Origin of the sequence: Thiomicrospira aerophila AL3 (genome assembly GCF_000227665.2) — a bacterium.
Lineage (GTDB): Bacteria > Pseudomonadota > Gammaproteobacteria > Thiomicrospirales > Thiomicrospiraceae > Thiomicrospira > Thiomicrospira aerophila.
In genome coordinates this window covers 765106-789157 of record NZ_CP007030.1, presented here as the reverse complement: position 1 = coordinate 789157, position 24052 = coordinate 765106, and the positions used below count along the sequence as shown (strand labels likewise).

The following is a 24052-nucleotide window of genomic DNA, read 5'->3' as shown; positions in this document are numbered from 1 at the left end:
AATTTAATGATTTCAGTTTTTAGGATCAGGCCGCTATGACCAGGTTTCAAACCGACGACCTTCGCATCAACCACATTACCGAAGTGCAACCCCCTATTGCGTTGCACGAAAAATTCCCTCTTACCGAACAAGCTGCGGCAACCGTTTTCCATACACGTGAAGCGATCAAAGCGATTCTAAACGGTCAAGATGATCGTTTGCTAGTAGTTATTGGACCCTGCTCTATTCATGACACCCAAGCAGGCCTGGCCTATGCCGAAAAACTAGCACAGCAAATCAAACAGCATCAACAAGACCTGTTAATTGTTATGCGGGTATATTTTGAGAAACCACGCACGACTGTCGGCTGGAAGGGTTTAATTAATGACCCTGATCTCAATGAAACCTTTAAGATCAATAAAGGTCTAGAAAAAGCACGCGGTTTTTTACTTGATGTCAATACGCTGGGTGTTCCCGCGGCGACCGAGTTTTTAGACTTAATCTCACCACAGTATATTTCTGATTTGGTCAGCTGGGGTGCCATTGGCGCTCGCACCACTGAAAGCCAAGGACATCGCGAACTTGCTTCAGGTCTATCCTGCCCTGTTGGTTTTAAAAATGGCACCGACGGTGGTTTTAAGGTCGCAGTCGATGCCATTCGCGCTGCTAACCGGCCCCATATTTTTATGTCTTTAACCAAGCAAGGTCATTCGGCTATTTTTTCGACCACTGGCAACCAAGACTGCCATGTCATTTTACGGGGCGGTAATGATGGCCCTAACTACGCGCCGCCTTTTGTTGAACAAGCTGTTGCAGAATTACAGAAAGCCGGTGTTCAGCCTAAATTAATGATTGATTGTAGCCATGCTAATAGCTCCAAAGACCACCTCAAGCAAATGGATGTAGCTCGTTCAATTAGCGAGCAACTGACTGCTGGCAGTCCCTATATTATGGGCGCCATGGTGGAAAGTCATTTAGTGGCAGGACGTCAAGATGTGGTCGCAGGCAAAACCTTAACTTTCGGTCAAAGCATTACCGATGCTTGTATTGACTGGCCGATGAGTGAAACGCTGCTTGAGATGTTAGCTGCTGGCGTGCGTGCGCGCCGCGCAGCGAACCAAGCAGCTATCTAGCCTTCACTCGCTTGAAAGTATGGCTTAGTCCCTAGCAAAATGGTTAAAACCCTGTTTGCTAGGGACTAACAATTCACCATTCAGCCGACAGCCCAGCTCAGCCGTTATCTCACCAATGTGACTGATTTTGATACCCAACTGACTGCTTAGTTGTTCTATCCTAGACCAATATCTAAGTGGCAAGGTAAAACACAGCTCATAGTCATCACCTGCGTTTAAAGGTTTTAAGGGGTCAGATCCCGCCCAAGCTTTAACCGCTGCCGACAGAGGCATCGTATCTGCGCTCAAATCGACACCTACGTTTGATGCTTGCAGAATATGATTTAAGTCTGCTAACAAGCCATCGGAAATATCAATAGCACTTGAGGCTAAACCTATTAGCGCACGCCCTAATGCAACACGAGGTTCTGGACGATTCAACTTTGCCAGTGCCAAACTTTCATCAACTGATCTAGGTTGCAGGCCTGCTAAGGCTAAACTTAAACCTAAACCGCCCTCACCCAATTGACCTGAAACAAACACACCATCACCTGGCTTTGCACCCTCACGAAGCAATGCTTGTCCACGCTCAACCCAACCATGAGCGGTAATCGTAATACTTAATGGGCCACGCGTCGTATCACCGCCTATCAACGGAAAGGAGGCCCCAGACATATCAACAGGAAGGCTTTGCATCATGGCGTTTAAGCCTGCAGAAAAGGCGTTTAACCAGGCCTGGTCATATTGCTCCAGCGTCAGGGCAAGAGAGTAAAAAGCAGGGCGCGCACCCATTGCCGCTAAATCACTAACATTAACAGCTAAGGCTTTCCAGCCTATATCAAATGGATGGGTTGATACCGGAAAATGTACGCCCGCAATTGAGGTGTCGGTCACTACCACTAACTGGCTATTAGCTGGCGGAGTAATCAACGCGCCATCATCACCTATGCCCAAATCCCCTGCTGAAAATTCGCCTAAACCTAGCTGTGTGCCAAGCGGAGCAAAATAGCGATTGATTAGCTCAAACTCCATAACAGGAATTAAGCACCAAACTCAACGGGACGTAACTGTTTTGCTACCTTGTCCACCACACCATTAATGTATTTGTGGGCATCCTCAGCACCAAAGTGCTTAGTCAGTTCAACAGCTTCATTAATAATTACTTTAGAGGGCACCTGAACCTGATCTCTTAGCTCATAGACAGCCAGACGTAAAATACAGCGCTCTACTGGATTAATTAGCTTAACGGAACGATCCAAAAAAGGGGCATAGGTGTCATCTAACAAAGCGACATCTTGGGTTACTTGATTGAGGATATCTTTAAACCAAACGCGATCGGTACCACTTAACCAGCCTTCTTCGTAGAATTGCTTTTCTATCAGATAGGTATCTTGTGGATTAAGCGTCCATTGATACAAAGCCTGTACTGCAACTCGGCGTGTCATACTGCGCTGACTCACCGGTTTTTGATCATCGTCTACCGGCTCTGAAGGTTGCTTGATTAAATCCGCTAAATCAAGCTTCTCCCAACTCTTCTCACTCATGCTTTAAATCTGCTTTAACAAGTTAATCATTTCAATCGCCGACATCATTGCTTCGCCGCCCTTATTACCCGCTTTGGTACCAGAACGCTCAATCGCCTGTTCAATCGAATCAACCGTTAATACACCAAATGCAACCGGCGCATTGTGATCTAACATCACCTGCCCCAAGCCTTTTGCACACTCACCGGCAACATAATCAAAATGAGGGGTACCACCACGAATGACCGCACCCAATGCAACGACCGCATCATACTCTCCCGATGCCGCCACTTTTTGAGCAGCTAATGGAATTTCAAACGCACCCGGAACCAGTATTTGAGTTAAATTATCAGCCTGCCCACCATGACGAACAAAGGTATCAACCGCACCTGCTACCAAATGATCAACCACAAAGCTATTAAAGCGTCCAACAACCAATGCAATCTTTAAACCGTCTGCCTGTAGATTACCTGCTAATGTTTTCATTACTATTCCCTTTTTTATCAATATATTGTTCTATTTGTAATCCAAACCCGCTCAAGCCGGTCAATTTCCAATTGGAGCCAATTACCCTTAAACGCGTGACCCCTAGGTCAGCCAGAATCTGGGCACCCAAGCCATAGGTCTTAGCATCATCTTCTACATAGCTGTCTGGGTGCTGAATCCCTCTGTCCGCTAGTTGATAACGTGCCACACGATCAAGTAAATCGACAGCTTCTTCATGTTTTCTTAACACAACAATTACCCCAGCACCCGCCATCTGAATTTGTTGCATAGCTTCATCGAGTGACCAACCACACTCTTGGCGTTGTGAACCAAGCAGGTCACAAAGAGTATCCTGCATATGCACACGTACCAAGGTAGGCTCATCTGGTTTTATCTCACCACACACCAGTGCAAAATGGGCTTTATGATCTAAACGATCCTCATAAGCATAAAGTTTAAATTCACCATGACGTGTCGGTAGATTACATGAGGACACACGCTCAACCGTTTTTTCATTTTGTAAACGATATTGAATTAAATCCGCTACCGTACCTAATTTAAGACCATGCTCCTGAGCAAAACGTTCTAGATCATCACGGCGTGCCATCGAGCCGTCTTCATTCATAATTTCGACAATAACAGACGCTGGCTCAAAGCCTGCTAAGCGCGCTAGATCGCAACCAGCTTCCGTGTGACCAGCACGGGTTAATACACCACCAGGCCTGGCCATGAGTGGAAATATATGCCCCGGGGTCACAATATCGCTGGGTTGCGCATCCGTCTTAACGGCCGCTAACACGGTTATCGCTCGATCACTCGCTGAAATACCCGTTGAGACGCCTTCGGCCGCCTCAATGGAAACAGTAAAGTTGGTGCCATGTGGATCTTGATTATCACGCACCATCAGGGGCAGATGTAGCTGCTGACAGCGTTCCTTGGTTAAGGTCAAACAAATAAGCCCGCGCCCATAACGCGCCATAAAGTTTATCGCCTCTGGAGTCACTTTTGCTGCAGGAATAAGCAAATCACCTTCATTTTCGCGATCTTCATCGTCCATCAAAATGACCATTTTGCCTTCGCGATAATCTGCTAGGATTTCTTCAATACTACTTAATTCCATTGCCCAACCTTTTGTCGTTAATCTGTTGACTAGTAGCCATTTTTTGCCAAAAACTCAGCAGTAATTACCGAAGGCGCCTTTGCTGACTTCCCCTCCAGCAAGCGCTCTAAATAACGCGCTAATAAATCGACTTCCAAATTGAGTCGCGTCCCAACTTGCCAAGTTTTAATATTTGTATTTTCCATCGTGTGGGGCACGATATTGATGTCAAATTGATGGCCCTGAACGCTATTAACCGTCAGACTAATACCGTTAATACAAATCGAACCCTTATGGGCAATATAGTGGGCAATCGCCTCTGGAGCCGAAATCAAAAAACGCCAAGAACGCGCATCTTGTGATATGCGTACCACTTCACCCACGCCATCAACATGACCACTCACCAGATGACCACCCAAACGATCCGCTAAACGAAGCGCTTTTTCCAGGTTTACCTGACTACCTACTTTCATCGCCCCTAAGGTGGTGACTGTAAGCGTTTCAGCAGACACGTCTGCTACAAAATAATCTGTGCCAAGTTCAACGGCCGTTAAACAAACACCATTCGTTGCAATACTATCGCCCAACGCGACATCGGTTAAATCAAGCAGCCCTGTGTTAACCGTTAAGCGCCAATCACCATTTTTGGTTTCGATCGTTTTAACCTGCCCAACGGCTGCAATAATTCCAGTAAACATTCTAATCCCTTATGCTTTTATGCACTGATAGCGTCGATAAAAATTATCGCCCAAAAGCTGCTGCGCTTGTAGCTTAAAGTGCGTCGCCTGCTCTAAATGCTGCAAAGGCAATAGGTTTAGAGCACTTTGAGCATCCGGCCCCAAAACAATAGGCGCGCTAAACCAATGAACTTCATCCACCAACTGCTGATTAAACATCGCACCAGCCAGCGTTCCCCCTGCTTCTATCATGACATTATTACACTGATAATGTGCTGCCAAGTGGTTCAAAACCTCAATCAGCTCAACACGCGCATGAATAGTTTGCGCAACAACATTGACTTTCACCCCTAAATCCAACAATTGCGCATACTTAGACGCCTGCTTGGTTAGCGCAGTTTGAGTGGTATACACAATTAATTTATCGGGCTGTGCACATAGTTTTGCTGTCAAAGGCAAGCGCAAATGACTGTCTAATACCACTTTAAAGGGTTCGACTCGTCGCTGTGACGACCAGCCCTGCTTGTTTAGATCATCATCACTTACCCGCACTGTCAGTTGCGGATCATCAACAATGACACTATCAATGCCAGTCACAATGGCACAGTGTTGCGCACGCAAAAGATGGCCTTGATGTCTAGCGAGCTCATTAGTAATCCATTGGCTTTCACCATTAGCTAATGCCACCTTAGCGTCTAAACTCGTCGCCAGCTTTAGGCTAACCAGGGGCCTACCAGTTTGCATTCGCATCACAAACCCTGCATTTAACGCTTTAGCACGTGCCATAGCCACATTCTGCGTAACCTCAATGCCTGCTTCACCTAGAGCGGCTATCCCTCGACCTGACACCAACGGATTAGGATCAGTCATCGCAATGACGACCCGTTTAACGCCGGCTGCGATAAGCGCATTACAACAGGGCGGCGTTTTACCAAAATGTGAACAAGGCTCTAAGGTGACATATGCGGTCGCATCTTTGGCGTGCTCGGCTGCTTGGCGAAGAGCTAAAACCTCTGCATGGGGTTGGCCTGCTTGCTGATGCCAACCTTCACCAACCACTTGCCCCCTGTTTATAATGACGCAGCCCACTGCAGGATTAGGCCGCGTAGATACACGCCCTAACTGAGCTAAATCGAGGGCGCGATTCATCCAAATTAAATCGGTATGGGAAGGGTGAATGGGATATGACATCTAGAAATCAGTTAGGTTTTAGCAGCGGTTAACGCCATCAACTTTTCGACTTCTTCACGAAAAGCTTCTACGTCTTGGAAAGAACGATAAACTGAAGCAAAGCGGACATAGGCTACAGGGTCTAAATCGCGCAGTGCACTCATTACCCACTCACCGACTCGACTCGCAGGAACTTCTCTAGATCCTTCCGCCATTAATCGCTTGATAATTTGCTGGACAACATCATCTATACGATCACTTGCGACCGGTCTCTTTTCTAATGCCTTTAGCAAGCCCTGACGCAACTTCAATTCGTCAAACTTTTCACGATTACCATTGGATTTAATCACTCGCGGCAGACTCAACTCAGCGCTTTCATAAGTCGTGAAGCGTTCGCCACAATTTAGACACTCGCGGCGCCGGCGAATTTGGTTACCTTCACCGGCTAAACGCGAGTCTACTACCTTTGTTTCAGGGGTATTGCAAAAAGGACAATGCATTGGGCGCCCTAATTAAGCCTTATAAACAGGAAAACGTGCGCATAATGCACTGACTTTTTGACGAACTTGATCAATAACTGCCTGATCCCAGGTTTCATTAGCTTGATCACAGGCATCAATAACATCACAAATCCAACCCGCTAATTCTAAACACTCAGCTTCTTTAAAGCCGCGAGTTGTAATGGCCGCTGTACCAATTCGAATACCACTGGTAACAAACGGTGACATAGGGTCATTTGGCACTGAGTTTTTATTAATGGTGATATGCGCATCACCCAGTGCAGCGTCAACCAATTTACCAGTTAAGCCTTTTTCAATTAAGCTTACTAAGAATAGGTGGTTTTTGGTGCCCCCCGAAACAACGTCTAATCCGCGGTCTAAAATAACCTGTGCCATGGCTTGAGCGTTTTTAACAACTTGCTGAGCATAGGTTTTGAATTCTGGCTCCATTGCCTCTTTAAATGCGACCGCTTTAGCCGCAATGACGTGCATTAAAGGGCCACCCTGAGTACCAGGGAATACCAATGAATTTAATTTTTTCTCAATTTCTGGATTGGCTTTAGCTAAGATCAAACCACCTCGTGGGCCACGCAAAGTTTTATGCGTTGTGGTCGTAGTAACATCGGCAATTTGCACCGGGTTAGGATAAACACCCGCGGCAACCAGGCCTGCAATGTGCGCCATATCCACTAACAGATACGCACCGACCATGTCAGCGATATCACGAAAACGTTGCCAATCAACAATTTGTGAGTAAGCAGAAAAGCCGGCAATAATTAACTTTGGCTTATGCTCTTTAGCGAGAGCTTCAACTTGTTCATAGTCAATTTCACCCGTTGTAGGGTTTAGACCATACTGTACAGCGTTGTAGATTTTGCCTGAAAAATTCACTTTTGCGCCATGCGTTAAGTGGCCACCGTGCGCTAAGCTCATACCTAACACGGTATCACCCGGCTCTAAAAGGGCCATAAATACCGGTGCGTTGGCTTGTGAACCTGAGTGAGGTTGCACATTTGCATAGTCAGCACCAAAAAGTTGTTTAGCTCGTTCAATCGCCAAAGCTTCGACCACATCGACATGTTCGCAACCGCCATAATAACGTTTGCCAGGATAGCCTTCTGCATACTTATTAGTTAATACTGAACCTTGCGCTTCCATAACGCGTGGGCTGGTATAGTTTTCAGAGGCAATCAATTCAATGTGATCTTCTTGACGCTGGGCTTCATTGGCCATTGCTACAGCAACATCATCATCATATCCAGCAATCGTCATGGCTTGGTTAAACATTTATCTACTCCAACTTACATCAGGCTACTTTAAAAATTTCACTAATTTTAACAGTAGTTACAAAAATACACCATGTAAAAAGCGTGATCGACTTTCACAATTGCACAAACTTAGGTAAAGTTAAGAGCGTTATTAACCATCAGCTTAAATAGGATTTCGAATGGCTCAATTTGTTTACACGATGAATCGCGTTGGAAAAGTGGTTCCCCCATCTAAATACATTCTTAAAGATATTTCATTATCTTTTTTTCCAGGCGCCAAAATTGGCGTGCTAGGTTTAAATGGCTCGGGTAAATCCACCCTCTTACGCATCATGGCCGGTATTGATACGGACATAGTAGGCGAAGCGCGTCCACAACCAGGCATAAAAGTCGGCTATTTACCGCAAGAGCCCCAGCTGGATCCCGGCAAAGATGTACGTGGCAACGTTGAAGAAGCCGTAGCAGAAGTCAAACAAGCCATGGCTGATCTTGATGCCATTTATGCGGCCTATGCTGAACCCGATGCTGACTTTGACAAACTCGCTGTTAAGCAAGCTGAAATTGAAGACAAAATCCAAGCGATGGACGGACACAACCTTGAACGCACCCTTGAAATCGCCGCCGATGCCCTGCGCTTACCTGCCTGGGATGCGGATGTCACCAAACTATCCGGTGGTGAACGACGCCGTGTGGCGCTTTGTAGATTACTTTTATCCAAACCTGACATGTTGTTATTAGATGAGCCCACCAACCATTTGGATGCTGAATCGATTGCCTGGCTGGAACGCTTTCTACTTGAGTTCCCGGGCACCGTTGTGGCTATTACCCATGACCGCTACTTCCTTGACAATGCCGCCCAATGGATTTTAGAGCTAGACCGTGGCCAAGGTATTCCTTATGAAGGTAACTACTCCTCATGGTTGGAGCAAAAGGAACAACGCTTAGAACAGGAATCGAAACAAGAAGTCGCACGTTTAAAAACCATCAAGCAAGAACTTGAGTGGGTGCGCGCCAATCCAAAAGGTCGCCATGCCAAATCAAAAGCCCGTATGGCACGTTTTGAAGAATTAAGCAGTGTTGAAAATCAAAAGCGCAACGAAACCAATGAAATATTTATTCCCGTTGCGGAGCGATTAGGTGAAAAAGTCATCGAAGTCAACCATATCAGCAAAGGTTTTGGTGACCGATTACTGATTGAAGATCTAAACTTTAAACTCCCCCAAGGTGGCATAGTGGGCATCATTGGGCCTAACGGCGCCGGTAAATCAACGTTGTTCAAAATGCTCACTGGACAAGAACAGCCTGACTCAGGTGAGATTGTGTTTGGTGATACCGTACAACTTTCTTATGTTGATCAAAGTCGTGATGCATTAGATGACAATAAAACCGTCTGGGAAGAAATTTCAGGGGGCGATGAAATCTTCATGGTCGGCAACTTCGAAGTCAATACGCGCGCTTATTGTTCACGATTCAACTTCAAAGGTGGCGATCAACAAAAACGAATTGGCGAATTATCTGGCGGTGAACGTAACCGTGTTCATCTAGCTAAAACCCTGCGCAAGGGCGGTAATGTCCTGCTGCTTGACGAACCTACTAACGATTTAGATGTTGAAACCCTGCGTGCATTAGAACAGGCTTTACTTGATTTTGCGGGCTGTGCTGTAGTTATTTCGCATGACCGCTGGTTCCTTGACCGTATTGCAACCCATATGCTAGCTTTTGAGGGTGATTCGCATGTTGAATGGTTCGAAGGCAACTTCTCAGATTATGAAGCTGATTTAAAACGTCGCAAAGGTGCTGAAGCCGCGCAGCCTCATCGCATTAAATACAAACCGATTAAAGTCTAAGGAGCAAAGCATGGCAGACCAACAGCAACACCTCGCCTCTAATCTTGTCGCGATCGCTAATGCCATGCCTGATCCCATTTTCGTGATGGGGCAAGATGGCACTTATCTAGACATTATTGGCGGCAAAGAGCGCAGTTTATACGCTGACGGCCACCCACTTATTGGTAAAACCTATCAACAAGTGCTACCTGAAAAAATGGCAATGCGCTTTTTAAATGTCGTTCAAAAAGCAGTCAAAACGCAATCGCTACAAGAAATCGAGTACCAGCTTGCCAATGCAGAGGTGCAAGGAATCGAACCGATTGGACCAAGTGGAGGCCAATGGTATGAAGCACGCGTTTATCCAATTGATGGCGAGGCCTATGGTCAACCCGCTGTCATTTGGTTAGCAATCAATATTACCCAACGTAAACACATGGAAGAACAAATCGAGCATTTGTCACAAAATGATGCGCTAACTGGGTTTTACAACCGTGACTTCTTTTTAAATCTGTGTGATGAGCTTATCAATAAAGCACAAATGAATAACCAGGCGCTATCGTTGATCAAAATTGATCTTGATTGTTTTAAAAACATTACCGACGGCTATGGTCATGAAATGGGGGATCAAGCTATCTTACAAGCCGCTCATGCTCTTGAGGTTACCTGTAAAGATTTAGGTTATCTGGGTCGCTTAAGCTGTGATCAATTCATGCTTGTTTTAGAGGGGGTTAAGGGGGTAGATGCCTTTCGTATCGCAAAACTGGCACAAGAAAAAATTACCGCTCAAAAAATACGGCTTGACGAAAACACCACAACTTGTTTGACTAGTAAGGCAGGTGTAACAGAATTACGCGAAGCAGATGACGATAGCCGTCATTTATTTTCTCGTGTGCAAGAAGCGATTGTGGCAATTAAGCGCAGTCGCGAGAACACCAAAATGGTGTAAGCTTTTAAGCTATATAACAACTACAAGGAGATACCTATGAAAAACTGGTTCAAAACAATCGCAATTGCCTTAACACTTGGCTTAGCCAGTGCTACTGGGCATGCGGCAGATGAAGGTGCAAAAGTGGTTTATCATGTCGATTTTAGTGACGTAACCCGCTATTCCGCGACACTTACCTCAATCAACAATATTATGAACGCCTATGAAAACGAGTTAATGGATGCAGATGTTCATCTCGTGTTTGTGGGTCATGGCTTAAGATTTGTCACCGATGACGCACTAAATGGCACACCCTACGAACACGATGCTGCGCTACTTGAACGCCGTGATGAATTGAAAGGTCGCCTGGATGCACTGATGAACTCTCGTGGTGTGCAAGTCAAACTATGTGACCATACCCGTAATGAAATCGACCTTGATCCAGGTAAGATTTACGAAGGTATCCAGCTAGTGGGGTCAGGTGTTTTTGATATCGCGATTTTGCAGAGTCAAGGTTATGCTTATCTTAAAATCCAATAAGGCATAAGCCATTCATATGCTTGCTACTGCAATAAAAAAGCCCCAACTGGGGCTTTTTTATTTATTCAATTTCAACAATATCAACTTTCGTTAATCCTGTATCCGTTGCATAGTGGGTGATCTCTGCCGGAGACGTGGCACCCAACTTGGTCATCAAGTTTTCACGATGCTTTGAAACAGTACGATCACTAATGTCTAGCATAACCGCAATATCTTTTGTCTTAAAGCCTTCTGCAATCAACTTGGTTACTTGTTTTTCACGCACTGAAAGCTTACGCATACTGCGCTTCTTTTTGATTGGACTGGCATCATCAATCACAGACATAACATGTGGCTTAATAACCTGATCAACAAAAAGCTTGCCTGCAACAACTTGCTCCAAACCATCTAACAATGACGTTTTAGCAACTGATTTCGTCGCAATACCATGCACACCCATTTCTAAGGCTTCAACCCATACACTTGGTGTCAAGGCTGATGTCAACACCATAATCTTGACTTTTGGATGACGACGCTTTAACTGTGAAATCGTATTAAAGCCGTTTAGCTTAGGGAGCGCCAATTCCATAACGATCAAATCAGGTTCAGTAGCACGTACCATTTCCATGGCTACAATACCATCACCCGCTTCACCTACTACCTCAAAACGCTGATCCGTTTCAATTAAACTCTTTATTGCCCCTCTTACTAACTCTTGATCTTCTGCTAGCACCAATTTAATTTTTTCAGACATAAAATAACCTCAGATATTTAAAGTTGGCTTATATTAACCAAATAAAAATTAGGTAACACACCCTAAATTGTTGTTAGCTATATTACCATGTAAAATTTTTTTACAACATGATTTTTTACTTAAAACGAATCAAAAATACCAATTTTCAATCGTTATAGCTAAATTAAGCGTTTTTTAGCTTTTCTGAAGCAGCAACTTTAGCCAAGAAAGCTGTCTTCTCGGTTAAAATAGCCAAAAAATTTACAGGATTAAAAATAATGACCAAAACACGTACTGTTCAGGACAGCATGGGCAACATGTCCCTCCCTATCGATGCGCTATATGGCGCACAAACTCAACGTGCTGTTGAGAACTTTCCGATTAGCGGTCAGGGCATGCCAAAGGCATTTATCCTAGCTCTTGCCGAAGTAAAACTGGCATGCGCTAAAGCCAATAATGAACTCGGCTTACTGACCGATGAGCAGACTCAAGCGATTGAAACAGCCGTCCAACATATCTTGTCGACAAAGCCAATGGATGCGTTTCCCGTGGATGTATTTCAGACAGGATCAGGCACCAGTACCAACATGAATATGAATGAGGTAATCGCCACCCTAGCGCACAATTTAGCCGCGGTGAACATTCATCCAAACGACCATGTTAATATGAGTCAAAGCTCCAATGATGTGATTCCTAGTGCAATCCATGTTAGCGCTCATCAATTATTAGAACACCAACTTAAACCTAGTCTTGAGCATTTGATTGCGACGATTTCAAACAAAGAAATTGAAGTAACCGGTGTGGTTAAAACCGGTCGCACCCATCTTATGGATGCCATGCCAATTACCCTATCACAGGAATTATCAGGTTGGCGTCACCAACTCCTTGACAACCTTGAACGCTTAAACCAAACCCAAACGCGTTTAACCAAATTAGCTGTGGGCGGCACGGCCGTAGGCACAGGCATCAATGCGCCATCAGGTTTTGCAGCATCGTTTTGTCAGCATTTAAGTAGCATACATCAAACCCACTACCAGCCAATGGATAGTTTTTTTGTTGGTTTAAGCTCACAAGACACGGCACTAGAATTAAGCGGCCAGCTGAATGTGCTTGCCGCTAGTTTAATGAAAATTGCTAATGACTTACGCTGGATGAATTCTGGGCCCCTAGCAGGCCTGGGGGAAATTCAATTGCCAGCACTGCAACCTGGTAGCTCAATTATGCCTGGCAAGGTGAATCCTGTTATTCCGGAAGCCGTTGCCATGGTCTGTGCTCAGGTGACAGGCCATCACACAGCCATCTCCATTGGTGCACAATCTGGTAACTTTCAACTCAATGTTATGTTACCGATGATTGCCTTTAATCTTCTTAATTCCATAACCTGGCTAAGTCAAGCCATGCAACAACTAGCCGATAAGGCGATACAAGGTTTTAAAGTCAACCTAACTCAGCTTGAACGTGCGCTTGCGGTCAATCCGATTCTAGTTACAGCTTTAAATAATGTGGTAGGCTATGAAAAAGGTGCTGAAATAGCTAAAAAAGCCTATCAAACTGGACAACCTGTTCTTGATGTCGCTGAAGCGCTGACCAACCTTGACCGCGAAACGCTTTATAAACTGTTAGATCCAGCACGCTTAACAGAGGGCGGTACACCCGGCCTATAAATCCATAAAATAAGGAGAAAGACATGGCCTTAGTGAACCTCACAACTGAAGCTTTTGACGAATTTATTGCTAAACACGATATGATTATTTTTGATTTTTGGGCCGAATGGTGCGGTCCTTGCAAACAATTTGGACCCGTATTTGAAGCAGCGGCCGAAAAGCATCCAAACATCATGTTTGCCAAGGTGAATGTTGAAGAGCAACCCGACTTAGCCAATATGTTTCAGGTACGCTCCATTCCAACTATAGCCTTTATGCGCGAAAAAGTGGTTGTCTATGCAAACCCAGGGGCCTTACCTGCCAGCAATTTTGAACAAGGAATTCAAGAAATGCTGGGGTTAGATATGGCTAAAGTTCATGCTGACGTAGCGGCGATGCAACAGCAGCAGTAACAATATGCGGCCGCTCTTAACAAACTCTAAGCAAAGAGTTGTAAAGGCGGCTGATTTGCTAAACGAACAATTAAATCCGTTCTCGTAACGATTCCGACCAGTTTTTCATCCTTAGAAATAACCGGCAAAGCGCCTACTCTGTATTCAGACATGACCCATGCAATGTGGCGAATATCGGCATCCATTGCCGTAGTAATAAGCTTTTGCTGTGCATGCCGCATGACCGACCCCGGCTCAGTTGACCAAGCCTGGTCAAGATTATGATGCTGCCACAGGTCACGATCTGAAATGATACCCACCCACCTATCTTGATCCATCAACAACACATGACGAACGCCTTTTTGTTGCATTAATAACCAGGCTTGCTCCATAGTTGCAGTTTGCGGCAGGGTAATGACCGGACGACTCATGATTTCAGAAGCCTTTACAACCACCTGACGCGATCCGCTAGATGATTCCGTTTGACGATAAGCTTGAATAGAGGGATGGGCAGAAGTTGACATACCCGCCGAGTCCGAATCTTGACTCAAAAAGGTATCATTTAAACCCGCGGAACTGGGTGGGGTAACCTTGCGTAAACTGGTTGGACGCTGAAAATTAGTTGCAAGACTCTGGCGCCCTTCAGGACTGTAAACAATAAACATAACGCCCCCTTATGTTTAAAAAAATTTAGTGAAAAGGCCACAACCCTGCTGCACCCAATACACCACTAGAATCTCCTAGCTTAGGTGCCAACAATCGTGTTTCAACTAGATCACTAAACACCCAGTTTTGCCATATAGCCGGTACACGTTGATACAACTCGGTCATCTGACCTAAGCCACCGCCTAAGATTATCACATCCGGATCAAAAATATTGATCACACTCGCCAACCCCTTTGCCAGATTGACCACATAATCGTCAAAAGCCTGCTGGGCGGCTAGGCCACCCTGCTGATAATCTGTGTAGAGTGCTTTTGCATCAGACCAATCCAGCTGATAGCGCTGTTTACTGCGTAACAACCAACCCGGGCCAGATAAATAGGTTTCAATACAGTTTTCCAAACCGCAATAACACGCAACCCTGTCCGACTCATTCACCCAAGGCATCGCATTATGACCCCACTCACCGCCAATGCCATTTAAGCCATGAATAAGCTGGCCATTCACGACCAGGCCTGCTCCACACCCCGTACCTATAATCACACCTAAAACCGTTTCAGCGCCCTTTGCATGACCAAATAAGGCTTCAGACAAGGCAAAACAATTGGCATCATTAGCAATACGTACACGCCCATCAAGTGCTCTATTTAGGTCAGCCAATAGCGGCTGGCCATTTAACCAAGTAGAATTGGCATTTTTAACCAGGCCTGATTGTTTAGCAATGCTACCGGGTATGCCAATCCCTATCGGTAAATTAGCCAAGTTATGAAGTTGCTCTACTTGCGCGATCAATTTAATCAGTTGCTGACAACTGCTGGCATAGTCTCCTCGAATAGTCGGTTCGCGGTAGCGATAGATAATCTCATGCTGGTTATTTACCAACGCAATTTCTATTTTTGTACCGCCTAAATCTATGCCAATATTCATTGTGGCGACGCAAAAGTTTGCGCCTCGATCTTTTTTAACCAGGCAATTTCTTCACTGGAAAATCCTGCTTCAGCACGCGCTTCATAATTAAAAGGCCCCCTGATATCACCATGAAAATACTGCTCAAGAATCGTTTGAAAGGTTTCGAAAGGATTCAACCCCTGTTGCTGACACAAATATCTAAACCACCGCGTTCCCACCGCAACATGACCAATTTCATCTCGCAATAGAATTTTTAAGATTTCTATGCCGCGTTGGTCACCAATTGCACGCAACCGCTTGATCATATCAGGCGTTACATCCAAACCCCGTGCCTCTAATGTACGTGGCACCATTGCCATACGCACAAGGGGGTCATGATCGGTTTCGAAGGTGGTTAACCACAAACCATTATGCGCTGGAAAATCGCCATACTCGTAACCTAAACCGGCCAGGTGTTCACGAATCATTTGAAAATGATAGGCCTCTTCCGTGGCCACACCTAACCAGTCCGCATAATAATCACGCGGCATAGCTTGAAAACGATATAGCGCATCCAAAGCAAGGTTAACAGCATTAAATTCAATGTGTGCTATAGCATGCATCAATGCTGCATGGCCTTCACGCGAGCCTAAACGTCGCCTAACTAAATCCTTCGGTGGTACTAGATTGGGTTTGTCGGGACGCCCCGGATCAGCTATTCGCTCAATCGTTGCAGTTGGGCTAAAATCGAGATCATCTTGACTCCAGTTCACTATAAGGCTATCCAACAACCTGAGCTTGACCTCAATGTCTTGAGCCATTAAACACGCATGAACTTGTTGAAAAAATCTCACACTCCACCTCACATATTTAAAACCCAATTAATTAATGGCAAAAAAAAAGCCGGCTAAGCCGGCTTTTTGAGATGCATCACCTAGGGTCAATATTATTGACGATAGTAAACTGCCATCAGGTAACGAACGCCCATGAAATTCTTCGTGTCAATCGCGTTAAATAGGGTAGCCCACTTTAAACGATCTTCAGGAGTCATGACTGAGTAAGCAGCACGAACATACTGCTTACCGTCTTTTTCAAAGCGCCATTGGTCTTCATACTTGACTTCCATACGGGTCAATTCTTCACGACATTGTTGTACAGTAGTTGCCTGCTGTACTTGACGCGCTGCAGTATTACCACCTTGAATACCTGCCTCGATCAATAGTTTTGCATCAGCAACACATTGATCATAGACTGATGCAGCATGCACATTCATAGAAAATGCTGCAACACCAGATAGGAACAAAGCTTTAAGAGTTAATTGCTTCATCGATTACTCCAAATAGGGTTTGCCTCTCTAGCGTTAGTAATTTTCGCGTCTTTTAGACTAAATTGCAAGCCTTAAACAAATAGAATATTAACACTTTCTTATTAATTGCGTTTATAGGTAAAGCACCTCTAAAATCTCATACTCGATATTACCGCCGGGCGCTTGCACCATCACTTCATCCCCTTCAGATTTACCAATTAAAGCTCGCGCAATCGGTGAGTTTATTGAGATTTTATTTTCTTTAACATCTGACTCTTCATTCCCGACAATGCGGTACAACACCTCTTGATCATTATCTAGGTTCAGCAACTTAACTGTGGCGCCAAAAATAATTTTGCCATGAGCTTGCACCTGAGTAACGTCAATAATTTGTGCATGGCTTAACACCCCCTCAATATGCTTAATTCGTGCTTCGATTAAGCCCTGCTGCTCTCTAGCGGCATGGTACTCCGCGTTCTCTTTAAGGTCGCCATGCTCACGCGCATCGGCAATCGCTTGCGTAATACGGGGGCGTTCTTCTTTTTTTAAACGGTTTAACTCTGCTTGTAACTTATCAGCCCCGCCCTTCGTCATAGGATGTTTTTGCATTATCTTATACTCCATAAAATGCAAAGAAGCTGGCACCAAGGCGCCAGCTTCTTCGACAAGTGTTACAGTTAAATTAGTTTAAATCTTGCAGACGATGCACCGGTTGGTCATCTAAGTAATCCATCGCGGCCACTGTTGCAAACGCACCGGCCATCGTAGTGGTATAACAGACTTTATGCATTAGAGCTTCACGGCGAATACCCGAGGAATCCTTAATGCTTACTGAACCGTCCGATGTATTCACTATTAATTGAATTTCTTCATTTTTAATGGCGTCTACGATATTAGGACGACCCTCTGCCACCTTATTTACCAATTCACACTCAATCCCCGCTTCCTGCAACGAGGTCGCGGTACCACGTGTAGCAACAATGCTAAAACCCTTTGCTTGCAGCTGCTTCGCCAGTTCAATCACTTTAACGCGGTCCGCCTTGCGAACACTGAGGAAGGCTTTACCCTCCCGCGGCAAAATAGTGCTCGCCGCCAACTGTGCATTAGCATAGGCTTGTGGGAAGTTTGCCCCCACGCCCATAACCTCACCGGTAGACTTCATTTCAGGACCCAAAATAGGATCAACACCTAAGAACTTAATAAATGGAAACACGGCTTCTTTTACTGAATAATGCTTTGGCATAATCTCAGTGGTAAAACCCTGTGACGCTAATGACTTGCCTACCATACAGCGCGCAGCGATTTTCGCCAAGGGTCGACCGATGGCTTTCGACACAAACGGAACCGTACGCGACGCACGCGGGTTGACCTCTAGCACATAGATGTCATCGCCTTTAACCGCAAATTGGGTGTTCATTAAACCTACCACATTAAGCGCTTTCGCCATTTGTTCAACCTGATGACGAATCTCATCCTGCACTGATTTTTTAATGCTATAAGGCGGCAACGAGCAAGCTGAGTCCCCCGAGTGGATCCCGGCCTGCTCAATATGCTCCATCAGCCCACCTATGACAACCTGCTCGCCATCACAGATCGCATCCACATCTAGCTCAACCGCATCATCTAAGAAACGGTCTAACAATACAGGCGAATCATTGGATACCTTAACAGCAAACTTCATGTAACGGAGCAGATCTTCTTCGCAATACACTATTTCCATCGCTCGACCGCCGAGTACATAAGAGGGGCGCACCACTAAAGGATAACCAATCTCTTTTGCCAGGGTGACTGCTTCATCTTCACGACGAGCGGTACGGTTTGGTGGTTGACGAAGATTGAGTTTATTCAGCAGCTGTTGAAAACGCTCACGATCTTCAGCCAAATCAATTGAATCTGGGCTGGTACCAATAATCGGCACACCGGCGGCTTCAAGATCTCGCGCCAATTTTAGCGGTGTTTGACCACCGTATTGAACGATCACGCCTTTCGGCTTCTCAATCGCGACAATTTCCAACACATCTTCCAGCGTTAGCGGCTCAAAGTACAGACGGTCAGAGGTATCATAATCAGTTGATACGGTTTCTGGGTTACAGTTAACCATGATGGTTTCATAGCCATCTTCACTTAAGGCCATTGCTGCATGAACACAGCAATAGTCAAACTCAATACCCTGACCAATCCGGTTAGGTCCACCGCCTAACACCATAATTTTATTGCGATCTGACGGCTCCGCCTCGCATTCATCCTCGTAAGTAGAGTACAAATAGGCCGTCGAGGTAGCAAACTCTGCCGCACAGGTATCAACGCGCTTGTAAACAGGGCGAATACCCAAAGTATGTCGATACCTTCTAACTAGCGCACTGTCTGTTTTTAACAAAGCCGCAATGCGATTATCAGCAAAACCTTGGCGCTTGAGTTGCTTTAAAAAGCCTGCTTCAAGTGCATCAAGACCCTTAGCAAGAATTTGACGCTCTGATTCAACTAACTCGGCAATTTGCGCTAAAAACCAGGGGTCAATTTTGGAAACTTCAAACACCTGTTCCACTGTCCAACCAGCTCGAAATGCATCTGCAACATACCAAATACGATCTGGACCTGGATCACGCAATTCTCGACGCAGAATGTCACGAACATCTTTTTCATCAGTCGTGGCAAGATCGATCATTTCATTCAAGCCATCCATACCGGTTTCTAAACCACGCAAGGCTTTTTGCAATGACTCTTTAAAATTCCGACCCATGGCCATGACTTCACCAACCGACTTCATTTGGGTCGATAAGCGCGCCTGAGCCTGTGGGAATTTTTCAAATGTGAAGCGTGGCAACTTGGTAACAACATAGTCGATTGATGGTTCAAACGAAGCGGGTGTAGCGCCATTAGTGATGTCATTTTTTAACTCATCAAGCGTATAGCCCACCGCTAATTTAGCCGCCACTTTAGCAATCGGGAAACCCGTAGCCTTAGACGCTAGCGCTGAAGAGCGGGATACACGTGGATTCATCTCAATGACAATCATACGACCGGTTTCAGGGTTCAATGCAAACTGCACGTTCGAACCGCCCGTTTCTACGCCAATTTCTCGCAATACCGCCAACGAGGCGTTACGCATAATTTGATATTCTTTATCCGTTAAAGTTTGTGCGGGTGCAATAGTAATTGAGTCACCAGTATGCACCCCCATTGGATCAAAGTTTTCGATTGAACATACGATAATGCAGTTATCTTTTTTATCGCGGATAACCTCCATCTCATATTCTTTCCAACCCAAAATGGACTCTTCAATCAATAACTCTTTGGTAGGTGATAAATCCAAACCAAACTTACAAATTTGTTCGAACTCTTCACGGTTATAAGCAATACCGCCGCCTGAACCACCCAAGGTAAACGAAGGACGAATAACAGTTGGAAAGCCCACCTTAGCTTGAATTTGCCAGGCTTCGTCCAGGTTATGCGCAACTTCTGAGTAAGGCATATCCAAACCAATTTTTGTCATCGCCTGACGGAATCGATCACGGTTTTCAGCTTTATCGATAGCATCTTCACTTGCACCGATTAGTTCAATGTTGTATTTCTTTAATACACCGTTGTGCGCTAAATCTAACACGCAATTAAGCGCCGTCTGCCCGCCCATGGTCGGCAAAATAGCATCTGGGCGCTCTTTATCAATAATTTTCTCAACGACTTGCCAAGTAATCGGCTCAATGTAAGTGGCATGAGCTAAATCTGGGTCACTCATGATCGTCGCCGGATTTGAGTTAACCAGCACAACACGGTAGCCCTCTTCCTTTAACGCCTTGCAGGCTTGAGCACCCGAATAATCAAACTCGCAGGCCTGGCCGATAATGATCGGACCGGCACCAATGATTAGAATCGTTTTTATGTCTGTTCTTTTTGGCATGGCAATTCCTTAATTCGTGACCTTTAACGCTTAGGCCGAACGATACTGATTAATCTGGGCAATAAATTGATCGAATAGCGGTGCTAAATCATGTGGACCTGGGCTAGCTTCTGGATGACCCTGAAAACTAAACGCGGGTCTATCGGTTAATGCAATACCCTGTAACGAACCATCAAACAATGAGTTATGCGTCACTTTAACATTGGCAGGCAAGCTATTTGGATCAACGGCAAAACCATGGTTTTGCGACGTAATCATCACCCGCCCTGAATCCAGTTCTTGGACCGGATGGTTACCGCCGTGATGGCCAAATTTCATTTTTAAGGTTTTCGCACCCGCGGCTAATGCCAACAACTGATGGCCTAAACAAATACCAAATACCGGCACCTGCGCTGCCAAGACTTCGCGGATAGCCGTTATCGCATAATCACAAGGGGCAGGATCACCTGGGCCATTAGATAAAAACACGCCATCAGGATTCATTGCCAATACTTCTGCCGCGGGGGTTTGTGCCGGCACAACCGTTAAGCGGCAACCTCGATCTGCTAGCATTCGTAAAATATTTCGTTTGATACCATAATCAAAAGCAACAACATGGTATCTAGCCTCAGCCTTCCGATCGACGTGCCCCTGTCCAAGCTGCCACGAACCCTCATGCCATTGATAAGGTGCCTGCACCGTCACTTCCTTGGCTAAATCCATACCATTTAAGCCGGCAAAAGCCTGTGCTTTAGCAACAGCCGCATCAGCGTCGATATTATCACCCGCGACAATCACACCATTTTGCGCGCCCTTTTCGCGAAGAATGCGCGTTAATTTTCGGGTATCAATATCGGCAATCGCCACGACATTCTGCGCTTTTAAATAATCTGGCAGGCTTTGCGTCGCACGAAAGTTACTCATCACGTTAGGACAATCTTTTACAACCAGGCCTTGCGCCATAATATTTGGCGACTCGGTATCTTCTTCATTTACACCAACATTACCAATGTGGGGATAGGTCAAGGTCACAATTTGTTTAAAATATGACGGGTCAGTCAAGATTTCTTGATAACCCGTCATTGAGGTATTAAATACCACCTCACCCACACATTCTCCCTGCGCACCAATAGCCCGCCCCCAAAAGAGCGTGCCATCGGCGAGTGCCAGTAACGCTGATGCTTCCATGTTTTGCCCCGAAAAGTCTAAATTCGCTTATAAAAAAACGGAGTTAACTCCCTATTAAGAGTCAACTCCGTCCTAAATAATGTCTACAAGATGACTTCATGCCAACCTTTTATTTTGAGTCATAAAATCAATTTCAAATTGGGCGAATTTTAATCGATAAGACCCCACAAGTCTAGTTGAAATCCATACTTATTCCAAAAACTAACTTAAGCCTAGCACATCCTGCATATCATAGAGACCATTTGGTTGACAGGCGAGCCAGGTACAGGCTCGCATTGCCCCCTTAGCAAAAGTCATCCGACTGGACGCCTTGTGGGTAATTTCGACGCGCTCACCAACGCCTGCAAACATCACCGTATGATCGCCAACAATATCTCCCGCGCGAATGGTAGCAAACCCAATTGTATTCGGATCTCGCTCACCGGTATTACCCTCGCGCCCATAGACCGCACAGGTTTTAAGATCTCGCCCTAGTGTGTCTGCGACCACTTCAGCCATACGGAGGGCCGTGCCGGAAGGTGCATCAACTTTGTGACGATGATGCGCTTCAACAACCTCAATATCAAAACCTTCATTTAACACGTCAGCCGCCATTTTAAGCAGCTTTAACGTCAGGGTGACGCCAACACTCATATTAGGTGCAAACACCACAGGTATTTTGAGCGCTGCATCATCGATCATGGCCAGGCCTGCTGCATTAAACCCAGTGGTACCTATGACGATTCGCTTATTGGCTTGCACACACAGCCCGAGTGCCTGCAAAGTGACCTCAGGGCGAGTAAAGTCAATTAAAATATCAAAATCCTCGACTACATCAGCTAGGTTATCAACAATTTTGACCCCTTGCGTACCCGCACCAATTAAATCACCGGCATCCACCCCCACTAATGAAGAACCTGGACGTTCGATTGCTGCACCTAATACCAGGCCTGGCGTCGCTAGTGTCGCTTCAATCAGATATTTACCCATTCGACCCGATGCACCCAGAATAGCTATACGATTAAGTTCACTCATTTCTTATCCTTTGCGCCCGCATCCTTGTCATCATCACCGGTAAAAAAAGCTTTAACCGCATCAAAAAACGAGTGCGATTTAGGGCTATGCTCAGCATGCTTACCATGCAAACTATCATCAAATGCTTTCAACAGTGCTTTTTGTTCGCTGGTTAAATTAATGGGTGTTTCAATATTCACTTCGCAAATCAAATCCCCTACGCGACTTGAACGAACCGACTTCACCCCTTTGCCTGCCAGCTTGAAACGTTGACCTGACTGCGTACCAGCTGGAATTTTAAGGCGAGCTTTGCCATTTAAACTGGGGACTTCAATTTCCCCCCCTAGCGTTGCGGTCGCAAAAGACAGCGGCATTTCACAAAACAAGGTATCGCCATCACGCTGAAAAATGGCATGACGTTTAACACGAACACGAACATATAAATTACCCCGCGGCGCGCCAGGCTCACCCATACCGCCTTCACCCTGCAAACGAATCCGGTCACCACTATCCACCCCTGCTGGAATCTTTACCGACAGAGTTTTGTGCTTGGTCACCACACCGTCACCATGACATTTTTTACACGGTGACTTAATAATCTTACCGCGGCCATGACAGGTTGGACAAGTACGTGCTACCGAGAAAAAACCTTGCTGGATACGAACCTGCCCCTCTCCTCCACAGGTAGGACAAGTTTGCGCTGTGGTACCTGGTTCCGCACCCGAACCACCGCAGGCATCACAGGTATCCTCATAAGGAATACGAATATCTACTTCGGTGCCGTTAACCGCTTGCTCTAGAGTGATTTCCAAATCATATTGCATGTCATCACCGGCACGAGGTCCTTTACGAAACCCACCCCCGAAGATATCGCCAAAAATATCACTAAAGGCATCACCAAAACCAGCGCCACCAAAACCGCCACCCTGCGCACCCCCTTGTACTCCAGCATGACCAAACTGATCATAAGCCGCGCGTTTTTGTTGATCACTTAAGACTTCGTAGGCTTCGGTCGCTTCTTTAAATTTGGTATCCGCATCTGGATCATCTGGATTGCGGTCCGGATGATATTTCATTGCCAATTTACGATAGGCTTTTTTAATATCCTGCTCGGTGGCATTACGCGCTACCGATAGTATTTCGTAATAATCTCGTTTACTCATGGTCACTGTCTTCTGCTGGTCGGCTTTGATTAAGTCAATTGGTTCAATAGACGTATTTCATCCATTCAACCTATTAACTTGGTTAAAAAACAACGGCTCAAAAGAGCCGTTGTCGGTTG

The 24052-nt window shown here is 45.5% G+C and carries 24 protein-coding genes; 6 read left to right on the top strand and 18 right to left on the bottom strand.

The genetic code is table 11. The features are described from left to right. Positions 1–35: 35 nt before the first annotated feature. Complete coding sequence (locus THIAE_RS03675) at positions 36–1112, top strand: 3-deoxy-7-phosphoheptulonate synthase (RefSeq protein ID WP_006459206.1); 1077 nt, start codon at positions 36–38, stop codon at positions 1110–1112. A 24-nt stretch (positions 1113–1136) separates the two neighbouring features. Here the strand turns inward: THIAE_RS03675 and thiL are convergent, their stop codons facing one another. From thiL to glyA, 8 genes are read right to left on the bottom strand one after another with little or no spacing between them, the layout of a single operon-like run. Beyond that, the gene (gene thiL / locus THIAE_RS03670) at positions 1137–2123 is read right to left on the bottom strand and encodes a thiamine-phosphate kinase (RefSeq protein WP_006459207.1); all 987 of its coding nucleotides are present in this window, start codon (positions 2121–2123) and stop codon (positions 1137–1139) included. Between the two features lie 8 nt (positions 2124–2131). Then, positions 2132–2635, bottom strand: coding sequence for a transcription antitermination factor NusB (gene nusB, locus THIAE_RS03665; protein WP_006459208.1), 504 nt, complete (start codon positions 2633–2635; stop codon positions 2132–2134). A 3-nt stretch (positions 2636–2638) separates the two neighbouring features. Next, a complete protein-coding gene (gene ribH / locus THIAE_RS03660) occupies positions 2639–3100 on the bottom strand; it encodes a 6,7-dimethyl-8-ribityllumazine synthase (protein ID WP_006459209.1) in 462 nt (153 codons plus the stop codon). Further along, a complete protein-coding gene (gene ribBA / locus THIAE_RS03655; protein WP_006459210.1) occupies positions 3081–4220 on the bottom strand; it encodes a bifunctional 3,4-dihydroxy-2-butanone-4-phosphate synthase/GTP cyclohydrolase II in 1140 nt (379 codons plus the stop codon). The genes ribH and ribBA overlap by 20 nt, the downstream gene beginning before the upstream one ends. Before the next feature lie 29 nt (positions 4221–4249). Beyond that, complete coding sequence (locus THIAE_RS03650; protein WP_006459211.1) at positions 4250–4897, bottom strand: riboflavin synthase; 648 nt, start codon at positions 4895–4897, stop codon at positions 4250–4252. A 9-nt stretch (positions 4898–4906) separates the two neighbouring features. Then, positions 4907–6067 carry a bifunctional diaminohydroxyphosphoribosylaminopyrimidine deaminase/5-amino-6-(5-phosphoribosylamino)uracil reductase RibD gene (gene ribD, locus THIAE_RS03645; protein ID WP_006459212.1) on the bottom strand — a complete coding sequence of 387 codons (1161 nt, stop codon included), beginning with the start codon at positions 6065–6067 and terminating at the stop codon, positions 4907–4909. 11 nt (positions 6068–6078) lie between these two features. After that, positions 6079–6546, bottom strand: coding sequence for a transcriptional regulator NrdR (gene nrdR / locus THIAE_RS03640; RefSeq protein ID WP_006459213.1), 468 nt, complete (start codon positions 6544–6546; stop codon positions 6079–6081). 12 nt (positions 6547–6558) lie between these two features. After that, positions 6559–7833, bottom strand: coding sequence for a serine hydroxymethyltransferase (gene glyA, locus THIAE_RS03635; protein WP_006459214.1), 1275 nt, complete (start codon positions 7831–7833; stop codon positions 6559–6561). A gap of 160 nt (positions 7834–7993) precedes the next feature. Between glyA and ettA the strand changes: the two genes are divergently transcribed. From ettA to THIAE_RS03620, 3 genes are read left to right on the top strand one after another with little or no spacing between them, the layout of a single operon-like run. After that, positions 7994–9661 (top strand): energy-dependent translational throttle protein EttA, encoded by a 1668-nt coding sequence (gene ettA / locus THIAE_RS03630; RefSeq protein ID WP_006459215.1) that lies wholly within the window; start codon positions 7994–7996, stop codon positions 9659–9661. A 10-nt stretch (positions 9662–9671) separates the two neighbouring features. Continuing rightward, positions 9672–10589: a sensor domain-containing diguanylate cyclase gene (locus THIAE_RS03625; protein WP_006459216.1), complete on the top strand. Its 918-nt coding sequence runs from the start codon at positions 9672–9674 to the stop codon at positions 10587–10589. 36 nt (positions 10590–10625) lie between these two features. Beyond that, a complete protein-coding gene (locus tag THIAE_RS03620; RefSeq protein WP_006459217.1) occupies positions 10626–11108 on the top strand; it encodes a DsrE family protein in 483 nt (160 codons plus the stop codon). Between the two features lie 61 nt (positions 11109–11169). Here the strand turns inward: THIAE_RS03620 and THIAE_RS03615 are convergent, their stop codons facing one another. Beyond that, positions 11170–11841, bottom strand: coding sequence for a response regulator (locus THIAE_RS03615; RefSeq protein ID WP_006459218.1), 672 nt, complete (start codon positions 11839–11841; stop codon positions 11170–11172). A 257-nt stretch (positions 11842–12098) separates the two neighbouring features. Between THIAE_RS03615 and THIAE_RS03610 the strand changes: the two genes are divergently transcribed. Further along, positions 12099–13484: a class II fumarate hydratase gene (locus THIAE_RS03610; protein WP_006459219.1), complete on the top strand. Its 1386-nt coding sequence runs from the start codon at positions 12099–12101 to the stop codon at positions 13482–13484. Positions 13485–13507: 23 nt separating this feature from the next. Beyond that, positions 13508–13876, top strand: a complete 369-nt coding sequence (gene trxA / locus THIAE_RS03605) for a thioredoxin (RefSeq protein ID WP_006459220.1) — start codon at positions 13508–13510, stop codon at positions 13874–13876. A 26-nt stretch (positions 13877–13902) separates the two neighbouring features. Here the strand turns inward: trxA and THIAE_RS03600 are convergent, their stop codons facing one another. From THIAE_RS03600 to dnaJ, 9 genes are all read right to left on the bottom strand, one after another. Further along, positions 13903–14520, bottom strand: a complete 618-nt coding sequence (locus THIAE_RS03600; protein ID WP_006459221.1) for a CBS domain-containing protein — start codon at positions 14518–14520, stop codon at positions 13903–13905. Positions 14521–14545: 25 nt separating this feature from the next. Next, positions 14546–15445, bottom strand: a complete 900-nt coding sequence (locus THIAE_RS03595) for an ROK family protein (protein ID WP_006459222.1) — start codon at positions 15443–15445, stop codon at positions 14546–14548. Then, complete coding sequence (locus THIAE_RS03590; RefSeq protein ID WP_006459223.1) at positions 15442–16260, bottom strand: ferritin-like domain-containing protein; 819 nt, start codon at positions 16258–16260, stop codon at positions 15442–15444. Before THIAE_RS03590 ends, THIAE_RS03595 begins: the two co-directional genes overlap by 4 nt. A 92-nt stretch (positions 16261–16352) precedes the next feature. Further along, positions 16353–16733 (bottom strand): hypothetical protein, encoded by a 381-nt coding sequence (locus tag THIAE_RS03585; protein ID WP_006459224.1) that lies wholly within the window; start codon positions 16731–16733, stop codon positions 16353–16355. Positions 16734–16844: 111 nt separating this feature from the next. Then, on the bottom strand, positions 16845–17321 hold the full coding sequence (greA, locus tag THIAE_RS03580) for a transcription elongation factor GreA (RefSeq protein ID WP_006459225.1): 477 nt from the start codon (positions 17319–17321) through the stop codon (positions 16845–16847). 73 nt (positions 17322–17394) lie between these two features. After that, positions 17395–20610, bottom strand: a complete 3216-nt coding sequence (gene carB / locus THIAE_RS03575) for a carbamoyl-phosphate synthase large subunit (protein ID WP_006459226.1) — start codon at positions 20608–20610, stop codon at positions 17395–17397. A 30-nt stretch (positions 20611–20640) separates the two neighbouring features. Then, entirely contained in the window at positions 20641–21777 is a 1137-nt protein-coding gene (gene carA / locus THIAE_RS03570) for a glutamine-hydrolyzing carbamoyl-phosphate synthase small subunit (protein ID WP_006459227.1), read from the bottom strand. Between the two features lie 201 nt (positions 21778–21978). Beyond that, positions 21979–22791: a 4-hydroxy-tetrahydrodipicolinate reductase gene (gene dapB / locus THIAE_RS03565; protein ID WP_006459228.1), complete on the bottom strand. Its 813-nt coding sequence runs from the start codon at positions 22789–22791 to the stop codon at positions 21979–21981. Continuing rightward, positions 22788–23933 (bottom strand): molecular chaperone DnaJ, encoded by a 1146-nt coding sequence (gene dnaJ, locus THIAE_RS03560; protein ID WP_006459229.1) that lies wholly within the window; start codon positions 23931–23933, stop codon positions 22788–22790. Before dnaJ ends, dapB begins: the two co-directional genes overlap by 4 nt. Positions 23934–24052: the final 119 nt, after the last annotated feature.

Bases quoted from the DNA above. Each gene is read 5' to 3' on its own strand.
- THIAE_RS03675 (WP_006459206.1), top strand. From the start codon at position 36: ATGACCAGGTTTCAAACCGACGACCTTCGCATCAACCACATTACCGAA.
- thiL (WP_006459207.1), bottom strand. From the start codon at position 2,123: ATGGAGTTTGAGCTAATCAATCGCTATTTTGCTCCGCTTGGCACACAG.
- nusB (WP_006459208.1), bottom strand. From the start codon at position 2,635: ATGAGTGAGAAGAGTTGGGAGAAGCTTGATTTAGCGGATTTAATCAAG.
- ribH (WP_006459209.1), bottom strand. From the start codon at position 3,100: ATGAAAACATTAGCAGGTAATCTACAGGCAGACGGTTTAAAGATTGCA.
- ribBA (WP_006459210.1), bottom strand. From the start codon at position 4,220: ATGGAATTAAGTAGTATTGAAGAAATCCTAGCAGATTATCGCGAAGGC.
- THIAE_RS03650 (WP_006459211.1), bottom strand. From the start codon at position 4,897: ATGTTTACTGGAATTATTGCAGCCGTTGGGCAGGTTAAAACGATCGAA.
- ribD (WP_006459212.1), bottom strand. From the start codon at position 6,067: ATGTCATATCCCATTCACCCTTCCCATACCGATTTAATTTGGATGAAT.
- nrdR (WP_006459213.1), bottom strand. From the start codon at position 6,546: ATGCATTGTCCTTTTTGCAATACCCCTGAAACAAAGGTAGTAGACTCG.
- glyA (WP_006459214.1), bottom strand. From the start codon at position 7,833: ATGTTTAACCAAGCCATGACGATTGCTGGATATGATGATGATGTTGCT.
- ettA (WP_006459215.1), top strand. From the start codon at position 7,994: ATGGCTCAATTTGTTTACACGATGAATCGCGTTGGAAAAGTGGTTCCC.
- THIAE_RS03625 (WP_006459216.1), top strand. From the start codon at position 9,672: ATGGCAGACCAACAGCAACACCTCGCCTCTAATCTTGTCGCGATCGCT.
- THIAE_RS03620 (WP_006459217.1), top strand. From the start codon at position 10,626: ATGAAAAACTGGTTCAAAACAATCGCAATTGCCTTAACACTTGGCTTA.
- THIAE_RS03615 (WP_006459218.1), bottom strand. From the start codon at position 11,841: ATGTCTGAAAAAATTAAATTGGTGCTAGCAGAAGATCAAGAGTTAGTA.
- THIAE_RS03610 (WP_006459219.1), top strand. From the start codon at position 12,099: ATGACCAAAACACGTACTGTTCAGGACAGCATGGGCAACATGTCCCTC.
- trxA (WP_006459220.1), top strand. From the start codon at position 13,508: ATGGCCTTAGTGAACCTCACAACTGAAGCTTTTGACGAATTTATTGCT.
- THIAE_RS03600 (WP_006459221.1), bottom strand. From the start codon at position 14,520: ATGTTTATTGTTTACAGTCCTGAAGGGCGCCAGAGTCTTGCAACTAAT.
- THIAE_RS03595 (WP_006459222.1), bottom strand. From the start codon at position 15,445: ATGAATATTGGCATAGATTTAGGCGGTACAAAAATAGAAATTGCGTTG.
- THIAE_RS03585 (WP_006459224.1), bottom strand. From the start codon at position 16,733: ATGAAGCAATTAACTCTTAAAGCTTTGTTCCTATCTGGTGTTGCAGCA.
- greA (WP_006459225.1), bottom strand. From the start codon at position 17,321: ATGCAAAAACATCCTATGACGAAGGGCGGGGCTGATAAGTTACAAGCA.
- carB (WP_006459226.1), bottom strand. From the start codon at position 20,610: ATGCCAAAAAGAACAGACATAAAAACGATTCTAATCATTGGTGCCGGT.
- carA (WP_006459227.1), bottom strand. From the start codon at position 21,777: ATGGAAGCATCAGCGTTACTGGCACTCGCCGATGGCACGCTCTTTTGG.
- dapB (WP_006459228.1), bottom strand. From the start codon at position 22,791: ATGAGTGAACTTAATCGTATAGCTATTCTGGGTGCATCGGGTCGAATG.
- dnaJ (WP_006459229.1), bottom strand. From the start codon at position 23,933: ATGAGTAAACGAGATTATTACGAAATACTATCGGTAGCGCGTAATGCC.